The 20,116-nt window shown below is 74.1% G+C and carries 10 protein-coding genes; all 10 read left to right on the top strand.

What is annotated here, in order from left to right:
• The first annotated feature begins 84 nt into the window (after positions 1–84).
• Positions 85–879 (top strand): TetR/AcrR family transcriptional regulator, encoded by a 795-nt coding sequence (locus tag M3T53_RS01495; protein ID WP_272432669.1) that lies wholly within the window; start codon positions 85–87, stop codon positions 877–879.
• 103 nt (positions 880–982) lie between these two features.
• Complete coding sequence (locus M3T53_RS01490; protein WP_272432668.1) at positions 983–1,759, top strand: biotin--[acetyl-CoA-carboxylase] ligase; 777 nt, start codon at positions 983–985, stop codon at positions 1,757–1,759.
• Positions 1,756–3,606, top strand: coding sequence for an ATP-binding protein (locus M3T53_RS01485; protein WP_272432667.1), 1,851 nt, complete (start codon positions 1,756–1,758; stop codon positions 3,604–3,606). Before M3T53_RS01490 ends, M3T53_RS01485 begins: the two co-directional genes overlap by 4 nt.
• Positions 3,603–5,192 (top strand): acyl-CoA carboxylase subunit beta, encoded by a 1,590-nt coding sequence (locus tag M3T53_RS01480; protein WP_272432666.1) that lies wholly within the window; start codon positions 3,603–3,605, stop codon positions 5,190–5,192. Before M3T53_RS01485 ends, M3T53_RS01480 begins: the two co-directional genes overlap by 4 nt.
• Positions 5,193–5,249: 57 nt before the next feature.
• A complete protein-coding gene (locus M3T53_RS01475) occupies positions 5,250–14,405 on the top strand; it encodes a type I polyketide synthase (protein ID WP_272432665.1) in 9,156 nt (3,051 codons plus the stop codon).
• On the top strand, positions 14,402–14,947 hold the full coding sequence (locus tag M3T53_RS01470; RefSeq protein WP_272432664.1) for a holo-ACP synthase: 546 nt from the start codon (positions 14,402–14,404) through the stop codon (positions 14,945–14,947). Before M3T53_RS01475 ends, M3T53_RS01470 begins: the two co-directional genes overlap by 4 nt.
• 55 nt (positions 14,948–15,002) lie before the next feature.
• Complete coding sequence (locus M3T53_RS01465) at positions 15,003–15,602, top strand: biotin transporter BioY (RefSeq protein ID WP_272432663.1); 600 nt, start codon at positions 15,003–15,005, stop codon at positions 15,600–15,602.
• A gap of 100 nt (positions 15,603–15,702) precedes the next feature.
• Positions 15,703–16,173 carry a Dps family protein gene (locus M3T53_RS01460; RefSeq protein ID WP_272432662.1) on the top strand — a complete coding sequence of 157 codons (471 nt, stop codon included), beginning with the start codon at positions 15,703–15,705 and terminating at the stop codon, positions 16,171–16,173.
• 275 nt (positions 16,174–16,448) lie between these two features.
• Positions 16,449–18,326, top strand: a complete 1,878-nt coding sequence (locus tag M3T53_RS01455; RefSeq protein WP_272432661.1) for a BCCT family transporter — start codon at positions 16,449–16,451, stop codon at positions 18,324–18,326.
• A 164-nt stretch (positions 18,327–18,490) separates the two neighbouring features.
• On the top strand, positions 18,491–20,092 hold the full coding sequence (locus M3T53_RS01450; RefSeq protein WP_272432660.1) for an inorganic phosphate transporter: 1,602 nt from the start codon (positions 18,491–18,493) through the stop codon (positions 20,090–20,092).
• The last annotated feature ends 24 nt before the right edge of the window (positions 20,093–20,116 follow it).

Below are 20,116 nucleotides of genomic sequence, written 5' to 3'. Positions count from 1 at the left end.
GCGATCCGGACGGATCCTCCGCGTTCATCCGGGTTGTGCCCCCGAAAACATCGGCGAACAATGGGCCCGACCGGAAGGAGCGCGATGGGCAACAGGATCGATACGCAGGACCGTCTGATCGCCGCGACGCGCCAGATCATCATCGACGAGGGCGTCGAGGCGACGAGCCTGGAGAGGATCTGCAAGCGCGCGGGATTCACCCGCGGAGCCTTCTACTCGAACTTCGCGTCGAAGGACTCGCTCCTGGCGGCCCTGGCCGAGGACGAGTACGACGGGCTCATCGCCCGCCTGCGCGCGACCGTCGAGGCCTGGGCGGCGCGCCCCGGGATCGCCGCCCCCTCCCGGGGCGCGGGGCCGACAATCGACGGCGCCGATGATCGGCCCCGCCCGGAGGCGGCGGCCGGCGCCGACCCCCGCGCGCCGATGATCGAGACCCTCCTGTACGAGGCCCTGGACGCCATCGGCATCGACAAGGCCCTGTACCTCGTCCACTCCGAGCTCCTCATGCGCTCGATCCGCGACCCCGAGTGGGGCGAGCGCCTCCTCGACATCAACCTCGCCTTCGTCGACGAGCTCGGCTACGTCCTCGAATGGATCCTCGAAGCGGCGGGACGGCGCCTGACCCGCAACCAGCGGGCGATGACCCATTCGGTCATCGGCATCGTCATGCGCGCCGCGGGCGTCGCCGCCTGGCGCGAGGTCGTCGGCCCCCGCTCGCGCTCGACGGGTCCCGCCCGGCCCGAGGCGGGACCCGTCCCCGTGCGCGACTCCTCCGCCCGCGAGGTCCTCGACGTCGTCCTCGAGATCCTCTACGCCTCCTCCGAGCCCGTGGGGGAGGTCGCACCCGAAGCGGGGAAGGGGCCGCGTCATCCCGGATAGTTGGAAACTTGAAATAAAAAGACGACGACTTTCCCGCGAGAAAACGCCGAATATACCGCACCGTATTTGAGGGCCCCGCCCGGGGGGCCCACGCTGGTAGCCGATGAGCAGACCAGAGACCAGCGCGCCGATCCTGCGCTACGGCACCGTCGACTCCGCCCTGACGGTCCTCGCCCGGATCGCCCGCGACGCCCCCGGCCCCGCGCCCCTGACGACCGTCGTCGCCCGCCACCAGACCGGCGGACGGGGGCGTTCCGGGCGCGCCTGGGCCGACGACCCCGGGTCCCTCCTCCTCGCCGTCCTCGTCGACGTACCCGACGCCGACCTCTCATGGACCACCCCCGTCGCCGGCCTCGCCGTCGCCGCCGCCATCGCCGACCTCGGCCACCGCCCCCGCCTCAAATGGCCCAACGACGTCCTCGTCGACGGCCGCAAAGTCGCCGGCATCCTCTGCGAGCACATCGACTCCCCGACAGCCCTGCGCCCCCTCCACCGCGTCGGCGTCGGCATCGGCCTCAACCTCGGCACCGTCCCCTCCGGCGCCGGGCCACTGGCCGGCGCCCTCGACCTGGCCGGCGCCGACCGCGACGAGACCGCCGAGTCCCTGATCCTCGCGATCCGCGACGGGCTCGCCCGCCTCCTCGCCGCCGACCGCCCCGCCTGGAAGCGCGATTACGAGCGCCTCCTCGCCCGTCCCGACGCCCCCTGCTCCGTCCGCCTGCCCGACGGCGCCCGCCTCGACGTGCGCCCCACCGGCGTCGACGACGACGGGGCCCTCCTCGCCCTCGACGCCGACTCCCGCCCCATACGGATCGCCGTCGGCGACGTCGACCTGCCCTCGTCCACCGGCCCCCGACCCCCATCAGGAGTCCACGCATGAGCGCGCACCGCCCCATCCGACGCCTCCTCGTCGCCAACCGCGGCGAGATCGCCGTGAGGATCATCCGCACCGCACGCGACATGGGCATCCCCTCCGTCGCCGTCTACACCGACCCCGACGCCGCCTCCCTCCACGTCGACCTCGCCGACGAGGCCCACCGGATCGGCGCCGCCCCCTCCGCCCACCTCGACGCGGACGCCCTCCTGGCGGCCGCCCGGGTCGGCGGCGCCGACGCCGTCCACCCCGGCTACGGGTTCCTCTCCGAGGACCCCGCCTTCGCACGGGCCGTCGCCGACGCCGGCCTGACCTGGGTCGGCCCGCGCGCCGACGCCATCGAGGCCCTCGGCGACAAGATCCGCGCCCGCGCCCTCGCCGTCGACGTCGGCGCCCCCGTCATCCCCGGCGACGCCCTCGATGCCGACCCGGGCGCCGCCCGCGACCGCGTCCTGTCCTTCGCCGCCGACGAGGGGTACCCCGTCCTCATCAAGCGCGCCGACTCCGGGGGCGGGCGCGGCATCACCCGCCTCGACGACGAGGACGCGGCCCGTCGGTACTTCCGCGACCTGCCCGACGGCGCCTCGATGCTTGGCTGCTTCGTCGAGAAGGCCGTCCTGCGGGCCCGCCACGTCGAGACCCAGTGCGCGCGCGCCGCCGACGGCGGATTCCGCGTCGTCTCGACCCGCGACTGCTCCGTCCAGAGGCGCAACCAGAAGGTCGTCGAGGAGGCCCCCGCCCCCCACCTGCCCGCCGGCGTCGAGGACCTCCTCGCCTCCTCCTCGCGCGCCCTCTTCGACGCCGTCGACTACGTGGGCGCGGGCACCTGCGAGTTCCTCGTCGACCCCTCGGGGCGCGCCTACTTCCTCGAAGTCAACCCCCGCCTCCAGGTCGAGCACACCGTCTCCGAGGAGATCGTCGGCATCGACCTCGTCCGCGAGCAGCTCCTCCTCGCCCAGGGCGCCCCCCTCACCGAGCCCCTGCCGACCCGTGGTCACGCCCTCGAAGTGCGCATCACCTCCGAGGACCCCGCCGACTCCCTCATGCCGACGACCGGGACGATCCGGTCGATGACCTGGCCCGGCGGCCCCGGCGTGCGCATCGACTCCTTCGTGCGGGCCGGCGACGCCATCGGCGCAGGCTTCGACTCCCTCATCGCCAAGCTCGTCGTCTGGGCGCCGACCCGGGACCAGGCTCTCGCCCGCCTGCGCCGGGCCATCGACGAGGTCGAGGTCCAGGGCCTGGCCACCCCCGCCCCCCTCCTGTCGAGGATCGTCTCCCACCCGGACTTCACCGGCCCCGACACCCCCGGGGCCGCGTCCCGACCCGATGGGCCCGACTGCGGCCTGCGCGTCCACACGACGTGGCTGGAGGACATCGGGCTCCTCGACGAGGTCGCCGCGGACACCGCGGGCCTCGCGCGCCCCGCGCCCGACCCGCGCGAGCCCGTCGGGGCCCGGAGCGTCGACCTGCCCACCGAGGAGCTCGTCATCGAGATCGACGGGCGCCGCACCCGCCTGCGCGTCCCCTCCCGCCTCCTGGGGGCGGTCCCGGCCGACCCCGGGGCCGTCCGCCGCCAACCCACCCGGCGCCACCGCGCCCGCGCCGCCCACGCCTCCGACTCGTCCACCGACGTCCTCGCCCCCATCCAGGGCACCGTCGTGCGCATCGCCCTGGGCGAGGGCGACGCCCTCGCCCAGGGCGACCTCGCCGTCGTCCTGGAATCGATGAAGATGGAGAAGCCCGTGTACGCCCCCGTCGCCGGGACCGCCTCCTCCATCCGCGTCGCCGTCGGCGACACCGTCCACCCCGGCGACGTCCTCGTCGCCATCGACCCCGAGGAGCGGCCATGACCCCCGAGCAGATCCTCACCGAGGACGACGCCGACACCGGCATCGTCTCCCGCGCGAACTTCGTCGAGCACAACCGCAGCGTCGTCACCGCCGCCGAGGAGCGGGCCCGCGCCCGCCAGCACCCCCACGGCCGCCAGACCGCGCGCGAGCGCATCGCCGCCCTCCTCGACGACGGGTCCTTCACCGAGCTCAACCGCTTCGCCGGGGGCGACATCGTCAAGGGGTCCCTCGGATCGGCCGTCATCACCGGCATCGGCACCATCGACTCGCGGCCCGTCGCCGTCTACTCCCAGGACTTCTCCGTCATGGGCGGGACCCTCGGGCAGGTCGAGGGCGATAAGATCCTCCACCTCATGGACGCCGCGCTCTCCCTGCGCATCCCGATCATCGCGATGCTCGACTCGGGCGGCGCCCGCATCCAGGAGGGGGTCACCGCCCTGGCCCAGTACGGGAGGATCTTCAAGAAGACCACCGAGTGCTCCGGCGTCGTCCCCCAGATCTCCCTGATCCTCGGGCCCTGCGCGGGCGGCGCCGTCTACGGCCCGGCCCTCACCGACTTCATCATCATGACGAGGCGGTCGTCGTACATGTTCGTCACCGGCCCCTCCGTCGTCAAAGCCGCCACCGGCGAGGAGATCTCCCAGGAGGACCTCGGCGGCGGGGACCTGCACAACACGATCTCCGGCGTCGCCCACTTCCTCGCCGAGGACGAGGCCGAGGCCCTCGACTACGCGCGCACCCTCCTGTCGTACCTGCCCTCCCACTGCAGCGAGGAGCCCCCCCGATTCGCCTACGACCCCGCGACCTGCGCGCCCTCGGCCCCCGAGCGCGTCGGCGACCTCGTCCCCGAGTCCCCCAAGCAGGCCTACGACATGGTCGACGTCATCGAGGCCATCGCCGACAACGAGGAGTTCCTCGAGGTCCAGCCGCTCTTCGCCCCCTCCGTCCTCATCGGCTTCACGAGCTTCGAGGGCCGCCCCGCCGGCGTCGTCGCCTCCCAGCCGCTCAACGACGCCGGGACCCTCGACGTCGACGCGTCGGAGAAGGCCGCCCGATTCGTCCAGTTCTGCGACGCCTTCTCCCTGCCGATCGTCACCCTCGTCGACGTCCCCGGCTACCGGCCCGGCTCCGAGCAGGAGCGCGCCGGCATCATCCGGCGCGGTGCCAAGCTCATCACCGCCTACGCCACCGCCTCGGTGCCGATGGTGACGATCATCGTGCGCAAGGCCTTCGGCGGCGCCTACATCGTCATGGGCTCGAAATCCCTGGGGGCCGACGTTAACTTCTCCTGGCCGTCCTCCCAGATCGCGGTTATGGGCTCCGAGGGCGCCGTCGACATCGTCTTCCGGCGGGAACTGGCCAAGGCCGGCTCGCAGGGCAGGGACGTCGCCGAGCAGCGGGCCCGATACCAGGAGCTCTACGACAAGCACTCGGTCAACCCGAACCTCTCCCTGCGCAACGGCGAGCTCGACGGCCTCATCGAGCCGGGCCGGACCCGCGAGGCCATCTGCCGCTCCCTCTCGCTCCTCATCCGCAAGGAGCGGCCCGCCCCCAGTCCGAGAATCCACGACAACGCCCCCATGTGACCCCTGTGTGACCCCGCCGCGCCCCCGGCTCCACCCCTCCCGACGAACGGACCCGACATGACCTCCTTCCTCACCGGCCTCGACTCCGACTACGCGCTGATCCTCGGCGGCCAGGGCAGCTCCTGGCAGTCCGAGCTCACCCGCGACCTCGGACTGCCCCGCCGGGGCGACGCCCTGCGCGGCGCCGTCGCCTCCGCCCGCGCCCTCCTGGCCCCCGTGGCCCTCGACCTCATGACCTCCGCGCCCGGAGCAGTCGACCGCGTCGACGCGATCCTCGACGGAGCGCCCGCCGACTCCCTCGACACCGCGCCCGCCGTCTGCGTCCCGGCGATCGCCCTCGCCCAGTACTCCGCGCTCCTCGACCTGGAGGCCACCGGCCTCGACCTGCGCCGCTCCCGCCCCGCGGCCCTCCTCGGGCACTCCCAGGGGGTCCTCGGCGTCGAGATCGCCCGAGCCCTCCTCGACTCCGACGAGGAGCGCCTCCACGGGGTCCTCGCCATCGCCTCCCTCATCGGCGTCGCCGCCCAGCGGGTCGCCCGCCAGGCGGGGGCCGTCTCGCGGCCCTCCGGCTCCCCGATGCTCTCCGTGTCCGGCGTCGGCGCCGGCCTCGTCGATCGGGCCCTGGCCGAGGCCCCCGGCGCCGCCGTCGGCGTCGTCAACGGGCCCGAGGCCCGCGTCCTCGTCGCCGCCCCCGCCGATCTCGCCCGGGCCCGCGCCGCCATCGAGGGCCTCGTCGCCGCCCACAACACCGCCCTCGACTCCCACGAGCGCGGCGGGGCCCCCCTCGTCGCCTCCTTCGACTGGCTCCCGGTCGACGCCCCCTTCCACAGCCCCCTCCTGGCCGGCGCCGTCGACCTCGTCGACGAATGGGCCGGGCGCATCGCGGACTCCGGCCGCGCCCTCGACGCCGCGCTCGCCCACGACCTGGCCCGCGCGATCCTCGTCGACCCCCTCGACTGGCCGGCCCGCGTCGACGACGCCCGCCGGCGCGGCGCCTCCTGGTTCCTCGACCTCGGGCCCAGCCCCGTCGTCGGGCGCCTGACCGCCCCCCTCCTGGCGGGCACGGGGTCGGGCGTCGCCGACGCGTCCACCCACGAGGCCCGCACCGGGCTCGACGACGGGACCCTCGTCCCCGAGGCCCCCGTGTCGTGGGACGACTTCGCGCCCCGCCTGGTGTCCCTGCCCGACGGGCGCACCGTCGTCGACACCGCCTTCACCCGCCTGACCGGCAGATCCCCGATCGTCCTGCCGGGCATGACGCCGACGACCGTCAGCCCCGAGATCGTCGCCGCCGCAGCCAACGCCGGGCACTGGGCCGAGATGGCCGGCGGCGGGCAGTACTCCGAGGAGGTCTTCGCCGACAACCTCCAGGGCCTGCGCGACCTCCTCCAGCCGGGGCGCACCGCCGGGTTCAACACGATGTTCTTCGACCGCTTCATGTGGAACCTCCAATTCGGCGTCCAACGGATCGTCCCCAAGGCCCGGCGCGCCGGAGCCCCCATCGACGCCGTCACCATCGCCGCCGGCATCCCCGAGCCCGACGAGGCCGCCGACCTCATCGCCCAGCTCGCCGACGACGGCTTCACCCACCTGTGCCTCAAGCCCGGGACCGTCGAGCAGATCCACGCGTGCCTCGACATCGCCGACGCCAACCCCGGCACGACCCTGATCCTCCAGGTCGAGGACGGCCACTCCGGCGGGCACCACTCGTGGGAGAACCTCGACGACCTCCTGCTCGCGACCTACCCGCGGATCCGGGCGACCCCCGGCGTCGTCCTCGCCGTCGGCGGCGGCATCGGCACCCCCGCCGACGCCGCCCGCTACATCACCGGCCGCTGGTCCACCGATCACGGGCGGCCCGCCATGCCCGTCGACGCGGTCCTCGTCGGCACCGCCACCATGGCCTGCCTGGAGGCCCGGACCTCCCCGCAGGTCAAGCGGCTCCTCGTCGAGACCCCCGGCGTCGGCGGCGACGGCTGGGTCGGCCGTGGGCTCACCGCCGGGGGCATGACCTCGGGCCAGAGCCACCTCGACGCCGACATGCACGAGATCGAGAACTCGTCGTCGCGCGCCTCCCGCCTGATCCACGAGATCGGCGGCGACCCCGACGCCCTGCGCGAGCGCCGCGACGAGCTCGTCGACGCCCTGTCGCGCACCGCCAAGCCCTACTTCGGCGACCTGGAGGAGATGACCTACGCGCAGTGGGCCGAACGGGTCGTCGACCTGTCCTTCCCGTGGGCCGACTGGACGTGGGCCGACCGCGTCCTCGACCTGTTCCACCGCATCGAGGCGCGCCTGGCCGACGCCGACCACGGCGACGTCGAGACCCTCTTCGCCTCCGCCGACGACCTCGACGACGCCCCCGCGGCCCTGGCCGCCCTCCTCGACGCCTACCCGCGGGCCCGCACCACCCCCGTGGCCCCCGCCGACGCCGCGTGGTTCCCCGTCCTGTGCCGCAAGCACCACAAGCCGATGCCCTTCGTCCCCGCCCTCGACGCCGACCTGGCGCGCTGGTGGGGCACCGACACCCTGTGGCAGGCGCAGGACGCGCGCTTCGACGCCGACGCCGTGCGCATCATCCCCGGGCCGAGGTCGGTGGCGGGCATCGACCGGGTCGACGAGCCGATCGGCGAGCTCTTCGCCCGCTTCGAGGCCGCCGTCGCCGACGAGGTGGCCGCCGGCGGTGGGCGGCCGGAGCCGGCGTGGTCGCGCCTGGCCGGGGCGGCCAGCGCCGAGGAGTTCCTGCGCGCCGTGCCGAGCATCGAATGGGCGTCCAACCTCGTGGCCAACCCGGCGCGGACGATGCCCGAGTCCACGTCGGTCGTCGTCGACGGGGCGGGGGCCTCGATCGTCGTCCACTGCGACACCGCGTGGGACCGCCTCGGGGCGGACGCCCCCCACGCGGTCCGCGAGATCGTCCTGCCCCTGACCCTGCCGGAGGGGTGCGCGACGGGCGCCGTGCCCGTCGTCGACATGGAGCGCCTGTCGTCGACCGCCTACGACCTGCTCGCCGGGGCCGCCGGCGTCGGCACGACGACCGTCAACGGCGACCGCATCGACCGGATGCCCCGGGTCGAGCCCGACGAGGGCTTCGGCACCGTTCACGACTCCTTCACCCTCTCGGCGGACCTCGGCGGGGCGCACGCGGCCGTCACCGGCGCCGCCCTGCGGGCCGACCTGGCGCCCATCGTCCCCGACGCCCTCGTCGGCCCCTGCTGGCCGGCGATCTACACGGCGCTGGGCACCGCGGTGCGCGACGGGGTGCCCGTCATCGAGGGCCTCGTCAACGCCGTCCACCTCGACCACACGGTCCGTCTCGACGGCGCCCTGCCGGAGGCGGGCTCGCGCGTCGACGTCGTCTCGCGCTGCGCCGAGCTGTCGGAGTCGAGCGCCGGGCGGGTCGTGCGCGTCGAGGTCGCCCTGTCCCACGAGGGGGTGCCCGTCGCCCGCCTGACCGAGCGCTTCGCGATCCGCGGCCGCGTCGCCTCCTCCCAGCCCCCGTCGCCGGCGCCGGAGCTGGACGGCGAGGCCGGGGCCGTCGACACGCCGCGCTCGTTCCTGCGCCGCGCCGTCGTCACCGCCCCGGCGGACATGACGGCCTTCGCGAACGTGTCGGGCGACTTCAACCCGATCCACACGAGCGCCGCCGCCGCGGGCCTGTCGGGCCTGCACGCCCCCCTCGTGCACGGCATGTGGCTGTCGGCCACCGCCCAGCACGTCGTCGAGGCCGCGGGGACGTCCCCCGCCGACGCCCCGGCCTCGCCGGGCGCGGTCCGCGCCGTCCAGGGGCCCGCGATGCGCCTGGCGTCGTGGCAGTACCGGATGGTCGGCATGGTCGACCTGTCCGACAGCGTCGAGATCACCGTCGAGCGGGTCGGCCTGGTCGGCGGCGCGCTCGTCGTCGAGGCGACGTGCCGGATCGACGGGGAGGTCGTGTCCATCGGCCGCGGCGTCCTCGACGCGCCCCGCACCGCCTACGTGTACCCCGGCCAGGGCATCCAGCGCCCCGGCATGGGGCTGGACAAGCGGTCGGCGGCCGCCCGCGAGGTGTGGGCGCGCGCCGACCGCCACACCCGAGCGGCCCTCGGCTTCTCCATCGAGGCGATCGTCCGGGACAACCCGACGAGCGTGCGCGTCGGCGACCGCGTCCTGCGCCATCCGGAGGGCATCCTCAACCTCACCCAGTTCACCCAGGTGGCCCTGGCGACCCTCGCCTACGCGCAGACCCGCGACCTCGAGGCGCGCGGCGCCCTCGTCGACGGCGCCCTGTACGCGGGCCACTCCCTGGGCGAGTACAACGCGCTGGCGGCGTGCGCCGGCATCTTCCCCTTCGAGAAGGTCCTCGAGATCGTCTACCACCGGGGGTCGGCGATGCACGACCTCGTCGAGCGCGACGACCGGGGGCGGTCCGACTACCGGATGGGGGCGCTGCGCCCCGACCAGTTCGGCCTCGACGACGCCGGGGTGCGCGCCTACGTCGAGGACCTGTCCCGCTCGACCGGGGAGTTCCTCCAGATCGTCAACTTCAACCTCGAGGGGCGCCAGTACGCGGTCGCCGGCACGGTCGCGGGCCTCGACGCGCTGGCCGCCGACGCCGGGCGCCGCGCCGACCTGGCGGGCGGGCGCCGCCCGTTCATGCTGATCCCCGGCATCGACGTTCCCTTCCACTCCGAGCGCTTGCGCGCCGGCGTCGACCCGTTCCGCGCCCGCCTGGAGGAGCTGATCCCCCAGGGCGTCGACACGGGGGCGCTCGTGGGCCGCTACATCCCCAACCTCGTGGCCCGCCCCTTCGAGGTGACGCGCGACTTCGCCGAGGCGATCCTCGAGGTCGTCCCCTCCCGGGCCGTCCAGCGACTCGTCGACTCGTGGGACGAGGCCGCGGACGATCCGGACACGGGCCGGGTCCTCCTCGTCGAGCTCCTCGCCTGGCAGTTCGCCTCCCCGGTCCGGTGGATCGAGACGCAGCGCCTCCTCATGGCCCCGTCCGACGAGGGCGGCGCCGGCGTCGAGCGGGTCGTCGAGATCGGCCTGGGGTCGGCGCCGACGCTGGCGAACCTCGCCGAGCGGACCCTGGCCCTGCCGGGCCGGTGGGGGGACGTCGAGGTCCTCAACTGCGACCGCGACGCCGCCCGGGTCCTCGCCGAGGACGCGATCCCCGCGCCGGCGGAGGCCGTCGATCAGGAGGAGCCGGCCCCCGACGCCCCCGTCGACGCCCTCCCTGCCGCCGAGGCCGCCCGACCCGAGCAGGCGGCGGCCCCGGCGCCCGCCGCCCCGGCCGCGCCCGCCTCGGGGGCCGTCTCCGGCGCCCAGGCCCCCGATCTGCCGTTCCCCGCGTCGCGGGCGGTGCGCACCCTCCTCGCCCTGTCGACGAAGATCCGCCCCGAGCAGATCGACGACGCCGACACCGTCGACACCCTGACGAACGGCGTGTCCTCCAAGCGCAACCAGCTCCTCATGGACATGGCCGCCGAGCTCGGCGTCCCCACGATCGAGGGCGCCGCCGAGGCCTCCGTCTCCGACCTCCTCGTCGCCGTCGACGCCACCGCCTCCTCCTACCGGCCCTTCGGCCCGGTCCTGTCCGAGGCCATCGGCGCCCGCGCCCGCAAGCTCCTCGGATCGGCGGGCCTGCCCGCCGGGCACATCGCCTCGCGCGTCACCGGCGTCTGGGGCCTGCCCCAGGGGTGGGCCGACGCGGTGTCCGCCGAGATCCTCCTGGGCACGCGCGACGCCGACTCGGTGCGCGGCGGGGCGCTCGCGGACCTGCCGACCGCCGCCTCGTCGGCGGCCGACGTCGACGCCCTCGTCGACGCCGCCGTCGCCCGCGTCGGCGAGGCCGCGGGCGTGTCCGTCGCCCTGCCGGGGGCCGCCTCCGACTCGTCGGGCGCGGTCGTCGACTCGGCGGCCCTCGACGAGCTGACGCGCAAGATCCTCGGCCCCGGCGGCGTCCTCGCCTCCCAGGCCCGCCAGACCCTCGCCCTCCTCGGACTCGATGTCCCGGCGTCCGCGGGGGAGCGGGAGGAGTCCCTCGCGGACCTCGCCCAGGCCGTCGAGGCCGAGCTCGGCGCCGACTGGGCCGCCTCCGTGGCCCCGGCCTTCGATGCCGAGCGGGCCGTCCTCCTCGACGACTCGTGGGCCCTGATCCGCGAGGACCTGGCCCGCGTGTTCGCCGGCGCCCTCGACGCCGACGACATCGATCCGGCGCGGATCCGCGGCGCCGGTCGCGATCTGGCCGACCTCGCCTCCTGGTACGCCTCCCACTGCGGGGACGCCGGGCGCGCCGCGTTCTTCGCCCGCGCCGCCGACCTGGCCCGCGAGGACGCCGACCTGCTGTTCGCCGACGACACGGCCCTGGTGACCGGCGCCGCGCCCCGCTCCATCGCCGCGGGCCTCGTCGCCCGGCTCCTGAGCGGCGGGGCGACCGTCGTCATGACCTCCTCGCGCGTCGACGACGCGCGACTGGCCTACGCCAAGGACCTCTACCGGCGCCACGGAGCCGTCGGCTCGGCCCTGTGGCTCGTGCCCGCGAACATCGCGAGCCTGCGCGACGTCGACGCCCTCGTCGACTGGGTGGGGGCCGAGTACGCGGAGACCTCGGGGGCGACGACCACGGTCGTCAAGGAGGCGCTGCGGCCGACGCTCCTCCTGCCCTTCGCGGCCCCGCCGGTGTTCGGTCGCCTGGGCGAGGACCCGCACAGCGCCCTCGCCCAGGAGCGCCTCCTCCTGTGGAGCGTCGAGCGCCTGATCCACCGGGTCGCCGGCCTCGACGCGTCGACCGACATCGCCCGGCGCACCCACGTCCTCCTGCCCGGCTCCCCCAACCGGGGGATCTTCGGCGGCGACGGCGCCTACGGCGAGGCCAAGGCCTCCTTCGACGCGATCTGCGCGAAGTGGCGCAACGAGACCGGGTGGACCGAGCGGACGACCCTGGCGCACCCGAAGATCGGATGGGTCAAGGGCACTTCCCTCATGGGCGGCAACGACGTCCTCGTGCCGGCCGCCGAGGCCGCCGGCGTCCACGTGTACACGAGCGACGAGATGGCCGACCGGCTCGTCGACCTGTTGACCCCCCGGGCGCGGCGCAGCGCCGCCGACGCCGTCCTCGACGTCGACCTGACCGGCGGCCTGGCCGACGCGGGCCTCGACCTGCCCGCCCTCGCCGAGCAGCAGCGCCGGGCCCTGGCCGACGCCCCCGCCCCCCGGGAGGAGCGGCCCGCGGCGAGCATCCGCGCGCTGCCGGGCCTCGTGCGCCCCCGCTTGGCCGAGCGCCTCGACTGGGGCCCCGTCTCGACGCCCCTCGACGACCAGGTCGTCGTCGTCGGCATCGGCGAGGTCGGCGCCTGGGGGTCGGGGAGGACCCGCGCGGAGGCGGAGAACGCCGACTCGGACATCGACCTGACCGCCGCGGGCGTCCTCGAGCTCGCGTGGATGACGGGACTCGTCCACTGGTCGCAGACCCCCGCGCCGGGCTGGTACGACGCGGCCGATGCGCCCGTCGACGAGGCAGACGTGTACGACCGCTTCCGCGACGAGGTCGTCGCCCGCGCGGGCATCCGCCCGTTGAGCGACGACGGGTTCCTCGTCGACGGGGGGTCGGATGACGAGGCCACCGTCTACCTCGACTCCGATCAGGAGTTCGCGGTGCGCGACGAGGCCGACGCCCGCGCCTACGAGGCCGCCGATCCGGCGCGCACCCGCGTGCGTCGCGACCCGGCGACCGGCGAGTGGCTCGTGCGCAAGACGGCGGGCTCGGCGGTGCGCGTCCCGCGCCGCGCGACCCTGTCGCGCAGCGTCGGCGGCCAGATGCCCGACGACTTCGACCCGACCCGGTGGGGCGTGCCCGCGGCGATGGTCGAGGCCCTCGACCGGATGGCCGTGTGGAACCTCGTCACCGCCGTCGACGCGTTCCTCTCGTCGGGCTTCACCCCCGCCGAGCTGCTGGCCGCCGTCCACCCGGCCGACGTGTCGTCGACGCAGGGCACCGGCATCGGCGGCATGGAGTCGCTGCGCCAGGTGTTCCTCAGCCGCTTCCTCGGCGAGGACCGCCCCCAGGACATCCTCCAGGAGGCCCTGCCCAATGTCGTCGCCGCCCACACGATGCAGTCGTATATCGGCGGCTACGGGCAGATGATCCACCCGGTCGGCGCCTGCGCGACGGCCGCCGTCTCCGTCGAGGAGGGCGTCGACAAGATCCTCCTGGGCAAGTCGGACTTCGTCGTCGCCGGCGGCATCGACGGCGTCTCCGTGGAGTCCCTCACCGGCTTCGGCGACATGAACGCGACCGCCGAGTCGGCGGCGCTGGAGCGGCGGGGGATCACGAGCCGTCACTTCTCGCGGGCCGGCGACCGGCGCCGCGCCGGCTTCCTCGAGGCCGAGGGCGGGGGCACGGTCCTCCTGGCCCGCGCGTCGGTGGCCGCCGACCTGGGGCTGCCGGTCCTCGCGGTCGTCGCCTACGCGCGGTCCTTCGGCGACGGCGCGCACACGTCGATCCCCGCCCCGGGCCTGGGGGCTCTCGCCGCCGGACGCGGAGGGTCCCGATCGGCGCTGAGCCGCTCCCTGGAGGCCCTCGGGTCGGGCGTCGACGACGTCGCCGTCGTGTCGAAGCACGACACGTCGACGCTCGCGAACGACCCGAACGAGGCGGAGCTGCACTCGCGCCTGTCGCGGGCTCTGGGGCGAGAGCCGGGCAACCCGTTGCACGTCATCAGCCAGAAGACGGTGACGGGGCACGCGAAGGGCGGCGCCGCGCTCTTCCAGATCGGGGGCCTCGTCGACGTGTTCACCCGGCAGACGATCCCCGGCAACCGGAGCCTCGACTGCCTGGACCCGCAGATGCGCGGCTTCACGCCGCTCGTGTGGCTGCGCCGGCCGCTGGACATGTCGGCCCGCCCGGTGCGCGCCAGCGTCCTGACCTCCTTGGGCTTCGGCCACGTGTCGGCCCTCATCGCCCTCGTCCACCCGTCGGCCTTCGAGTCCCGCCTGGCCGACGAGCGCGGCGCGGACGAGGCCGCCCGCTGGCGCGCCCGCGCCGGCGAGCGCCTGGCCCGGGGTCGGCGCCGACTCGAGCGGGGGATGATCGGCCGCGCCGACCTGTTCACCCCGGTCGACGGGCGCCGACTGCCCGAGGGCGATGCGCACGAGGCGGAGGCCGCGATGCTCCTCGACCCGTCGGCCCGCCTGGGCGCGGACGGCGTCTACGGGGGCGCCCGGCGATGAGCGGGGAGTGCCGAGGGGAGCCGCCCGTCGGGGCGCCCCTCGTCGGTTGGGGGCAGGGGGTCGACCTCGTCGATCTCGCGTCCTTCGCCGACCAGTTGGGCGCGCCCGGGTCGGTCTTCCCCCGGGTCTTCACCGACCGCGAGTGGGCCCGGTGCGCGTCGCGTGACGCGGTCCCCGGCGGCGCGGGAGGGTCGTCGGCGGCGCGGGCCCGGCCGGGCACCAGGGCGGTCGAGTCCCTCGGCGCCCGCTGGGCCGCCAAGGAGGCGGTCGTCAAGGCGTGGAGCCAGGCCCTCGACGGCGAGCCGCCGCCGATCCCGCGCGACGAGCTCGACTTCTCGCAGATCGAGGTCGTCGTCGACCGGTGGGGCAGGCCCTCCCTCCGCTTCCACGGCGGGGTCGCCCGCGCCCTCGACTCCCTCGCACGCTCGCGCGGCGCCCGCGCCTCGTGGGGCGTCAGCCTCTCCCACGACGGGCCCTGGGCGATCGCCCAGGCGACCGTCCTCCTCCTCGCGGACCCCGGTCCGCGGGCCCCGCGGCCCTGACGGGCCCCGGATCCGACCAGCGGCGGGTTCCCCGCCGGAACGAAAGGACATTCGCATGACCACAGCCCCCGCGTCCCCCGTCCTCGTCGACGACCTCCTGCCGGGGCGGACGCTCCTGCGCTCGGCGGCCCTCGTCGGGGCGGGAGCCTGCGCCGTCGGCCTCCTCGCCCAGGCGACGATCCCCCTGTGGCCGGTGCCCGTCACCGGCCAGACCCTCGGCGTCATGCTCGTCGGCGCGGTCCTCGGCTCGCGGCGGGGCGCGGCGGCCCTGGGCCTGTACGCGCTCCTGGGCGTCGCCGGCGTCCCGTGGTTCGCGTCGATGGGCGGCGGGCCCGCCTACGCGCTCCAGCCGTCCTTCGGGTTCGTCCTCGCGTTCATCCCGACGGCGTGGGTCATCGGCCGCCTGTCGGAGCGGTCGTGGGACCGGCGCCCCCTGGCGTGCGTCGGAGCCTTCGGCATCGCCTCTCTCATCCCGTTCCTCATCGGCGTCCCGTGGATGTGGGCGGTCCTCCACCTCCTCCACGGCAAGACCCTCGGGCTGATGGCGACCCTGGAGGCGGGGCTCATCCCGTTCGTCCCCGGAGGCGTCGTCAAGTGGGCGCTCGGCGCGGCGATCCTCATCGGGGCGCGCCGGGCCGTCGGCGGCCGCGAGTGAGCGGACGGCGTCAGCGGTCGCGAGAAACGCGCCGGTGGGCCATGCTTGAGGGGTGTCCGGGCGCCCCCGAGGCGTCGCCATCGTCTGGAAGGAGAACCCCATGAGTGCCGATTCCGCAGGCTTCGCCGCCTCCGACGTCCTGGCCGACGATCTGCAGAAGGTCCTCGTCGACGTCACGGCCCTGTCCCTGGCCTCCAAGCAGCTGCACTGGAACATCGTCGGGACGGGCTTCCGCAGCCTTCACCTGTACCTCGACGACGTCGTCGCCATCGCCCGCGAGGCGTCCGATGAGGTCGCCGAGCGCATGCGCGCGATCCAGGCGGTTCCCGACGGCCGCGCCGATGTCGTCGCCCAGACCGCGACCCTGCCTGCCATCCCCGAGGGCGTCGTCTCGACCGCCGAGGGGATCGATCACGCGGTCGCGGCGATCACCGCGGTCGTCGCGACGATGCGCGATGTGCACGAGAAGGTCGACGCCGAGGACGCGACCTCGGGCGACATCCTCATCGGGTACATCGGGCGCCTTGAGCAGCAGGCGTGGTTCATCCGGTCCCTCGCCGACCGGGGCTGACCCGGGACGTCTCCCGTCCCGGCGCACCCCGGGGCGGGTCGCACGCGCCGTCGCGCACGCACCTGCGCGACGGCGTTCGTGTATAATTATGCGTTTGGTGGAAGACGTGAGATGAGGGCTCCAGCAAAAAGGCTGGGCGATCACTGCTTTTGAGGGATGCGCGTCTTCTCGCGTGGATCTTCTTCGCATGTTCATTCGTCTGATCGTGCGGAATTATGCGTATCGGGTTAGGGTCGACGGGCATGCGCAGACCGACGACCCGATGAGAGGCACCCGTGAACCCCGACCTCGCGCCCGACGACAGACCGCTCGACGAGGCCCTCGGCACGCGCTCCGCGGCCGATATGACGACCGCCGCGGCCGCGGCCATGACCGTATCGGCCCCCGGAACTCCCGCCCCGGTGGCGGGAGCCTCCCCCGACGACGCGCTCCCCGACGAGGCCGACGCCTCCGTCTCCTGGGGCGTCGTCGTCCCCGCGGTCCTCATCGCCCTGGCCCTTATCGCCCCCGTCCTCATCTGGCCCTCCTCGACGCAGGAGATCGTCTCGGCCGTGTCCTCGACCGTCGTCAACGACATCGGCTGGTACTACACGCTCATCGTCGTCGGATTCGTCGCCTTCTCGGTCGTCATCGCCGCCTCCCGCTACGGCGACATCGTCCTGGGCTCCGACGACGACGAGCCCGAGTACTCCCGCACCTCCTGGTTCGCCATGCTCTTCGCCGCAGGCATGGGCATCGGCCTCGTCTTCTGGGGCGTCGCCGAGCCGCTGAGCCACTACGTCGACCCCGTCCCCGGGACCGCCGCCGGCTCCGAGTCGGCGCTCGCCCAGTCCGCGATGAACACGACCTTCCTCCACTGGGGCCTGTCCGCCTGGGCGATCTACGTCGTCGTCGGCGTCTCCATCGCCTACATGAGCCACCGCCGGGGCCGGCCCGTCTCGATCCGATGGATCCTCGAGCCCCTCCTCGGCGAGAGGGTCAAGGGAAGGATCGGAGACGTCATCGATATCGCGGCCCTCGTCGGCACCCTCTTCGGCGTCGCCACCTCCCTGGGGTTCGGCGCCTCCCAGTTCACCGCCGGACTCGAGTTCCAGGGGGTCCTCGCGCAGACCCCGACCGTCCTCCTCCTCGTCGTCCTCGTCATCTCCGCCCTCGCCGCCCTGTCCGTCGCCTCCGGCCTCGACGTCGGGATCAAGATCCTGTCGAACGGCAACCTCGTCCTCGCCGCGGTCCTCATGGTCGCCGTCCTCGTCCTGGGCGAGCCGCTCTTCGTCATGCGCGAGTTCGTCCAATCCCTGGGCCAGTACATCCAGAACTTCATCCCCATGTCGTTCCGCACGCTGCCCTACCAGGGGGTCGACGGCGAGGCGTGGCTCGGCGCGTGGACGACGTACTACTGGGGCTGGTGGATGAGCTGGTCGCCCTTCGTCGGCGTCTTCATCGCCCGCATCTCCAAGGGGCGCACCGTCCGCGAGTTCGTCGTCGGCGTCCTCGGCGTGCCCACCCTCGTCACCTTCCTGTGGTTCACCGTCATGGGCGGCACCGCCCTGTTCCAGCAGATCTACGGCGGCGCCGACCTGACGGCCGACGACCAGTGGACGACGACCGCGCTCTTCGCCATGGTCGACCGCCTCCCCGGCGGAGCCGTCCTCGCCGGACTGTTCATGCTCCTCCTCGTCGTGTTCTTCGTGACGAGCTCCGATTCCGCCTCCTTCGTCCTGGGGATGCTCTCCTCGGGGGGCGCCCAGACGCCTCCACTGGGGATCCGCCTCTTCTGGGCGGCGTTCCAGGGGGTCATCGCCGCCGTCCTCCTGTGGGCCGGCGCGGGCGCCGGGGACCTGACCGCGGGCCTGGGCGCCCTCCAGGTCCTGTCGGTCCTCACGGCACTGCCGTTCTCCATCGTCATGGTCGGCGCGTGCGTGGCGATGACGATGGCGTTCTCCGACGAGCTCGACCGGCGCCGCCGCGCCGAGCGCAGGCTCCTGCGCGAGCGGATCACGAGCCTCGTCGAGGAGACCGTCGAGGCGGCGCCGCGGCGCCCCCACCGCCGATGGATCCCCGCCGAGCCGCTCTACACGGCGCCTCGGCGCCGCCGCCAGGCGCCCGGGAGCGGATCGGGCCCGGCCGGGGGGCGCAGGGGCGCCGACGGCTGAGCCCCGCCGGCGCGGGGCCGGAGCGTCGGACGGGCGAGGCGGCGAATGTGTCCCGTCCCACAGTCGAGTCGCCTCTCTGTTCACCTTCCGTTCACGTGGACCCGTGACGCTACGGATGGCGATCCACCCGGCATCGCCATCCTCAACGGAAGGCGACCACTCCCGTGACCTCCCCCTCGACCTGCGCGCCGACCCGCGGCGCGCGCGCCGGAAACGACCGGCTCTGGCACCTCGGCTTCGGACTCCTCCTCGTCGTCGGAGTCCTCGGGTTCTCCGCCTGGGCGATGGGCTACGTCGGCCCCGGCGCCACCATCGCCCTCCTGCTCCTGACGATCGCCTTCGGCTGCTTCATGGCGTTCAACATCGGGGGCAACGATGTCGCCAACTCCTTCGGGACCTCGGTCGGCGCCGGGACCCTGACCCTCAAACAGGCCCTCGTCATCGCCGCCGTGTTCGAGGTCGCCGGCGCGGTCCTGGCCGGCGGGTCCGTCACCGACACGGTGCGCTCGGGCATCGTCGACCTGGGCGGCATCGACCTCGAGCCGATCCGCTTCGCCTACATCATGATGGCGGCCCTCCTGGGCGCCGCGCTCTGGCTGCTCTTCGCGACCTGGCGCGGCTGGCCCGTGTCGACGACGCACTCGATCATCGGCGGCATCATCGGCGCCGCCGTCGCCCTCGGCCTCACCTCGGGCACCGGCGGCCTCGACATGGTCCAGTGGTCGCAGATCGGGGAGATCGCGATCTCGTGGATCCTGTCCCCGCTGCTCGGCGGCATCGTCTCGTGGTCGCTCTACTCGTGGATCAAGCGGTCGATCCTGTCGTACAACGACCGGGCCAACGCCCAGCTCGAGGAGATCGACCGCGAGAGGCGGGCCCACTCCCAGCGCCACCGGGAGCGCTTCGACCAGCTGACCGCCCTCCAGCAGGCCTCCTACACCGGGTCCATCGCCCGTGACGCCGTCGCCATCCGCCTGCCCGAGTTCGAGCCCGGGCAACTCGAATCCGACTTCTACAAGGAGCTCTTCGAACTCGATCGGCGCGCCGAGTCCGTCAACGCCCACCGGGCCCTCGAGCGCTGGGTCCCGGTGCTCGCGGCGATCGGCTCGATGATCGTCGCGGCGATGGTGGTCTTCAAGGGGCTGCGCAATGTCGACATCGGGCTGAACGCCGGGGGATCGGTCATGGTGATCCTCATGATCGGCGTCCTCGTATGGATGGCGATCTTCACGCTCGCCCGGTCCCTGCGCAAGCTCGCGCTGCCCCGCTCGACCTTCCTCATCTTCTCGTGGATGCAGGTCTTCACGGCGGCGGCCTTCGCCTTCAGCCACGGCTCCAACGACATCGCGAACGCCATCGGGCCGTTCGCCGCCGTCCTCGACGTCCTCAAAACCGGCGAGGTCGGGGAGAAAGCGGTCGTCCCGGCGGCGCTGACGGTCGTGTGCGGCATCGCCCTCGTGTCGGGACTGTGGTTCATCGGCCGCAATGTCATCAAGACGGTCGGCAGCGGGCTGACGGAGATCCACCCGGCGTCGGGCTTCACCGCCGAGCTCGCCGCCGCCTCGGTCGTCATGCTCGCCTCCGCGTTCGGCCTGCCGGTGTCGTCGACCCATATCCTCATCGGGGCGGTCCTCGGCATCGGCGTGGCCAACCGAGCGGCGAATTGGCGCCTCATGCGGCCCATCGCGACGGCGTGGGTCATCACCCTGCCGGCGTCGGCGGCGGCCTCGGCCCTCATCGCCGTCGGGCTCGACGCGATCTTCTGACCGCCGGCCGTCGACCGGCTGCCC

Origin of the sequence: Actinomyces sp. B33, from assembly GCF_028437565.1 — a bacterium.
Classification (GTDB): domain Bacteria; phylum Actinomycetota; class Actinomycetes; order Actinomycetales; family Actinomycetaceae; genus Pauljensenia.
Note: the sequence above shows the minus strand (reverse complement) of the source record. Positions and strands in the feature narration are given on the sequence as shown.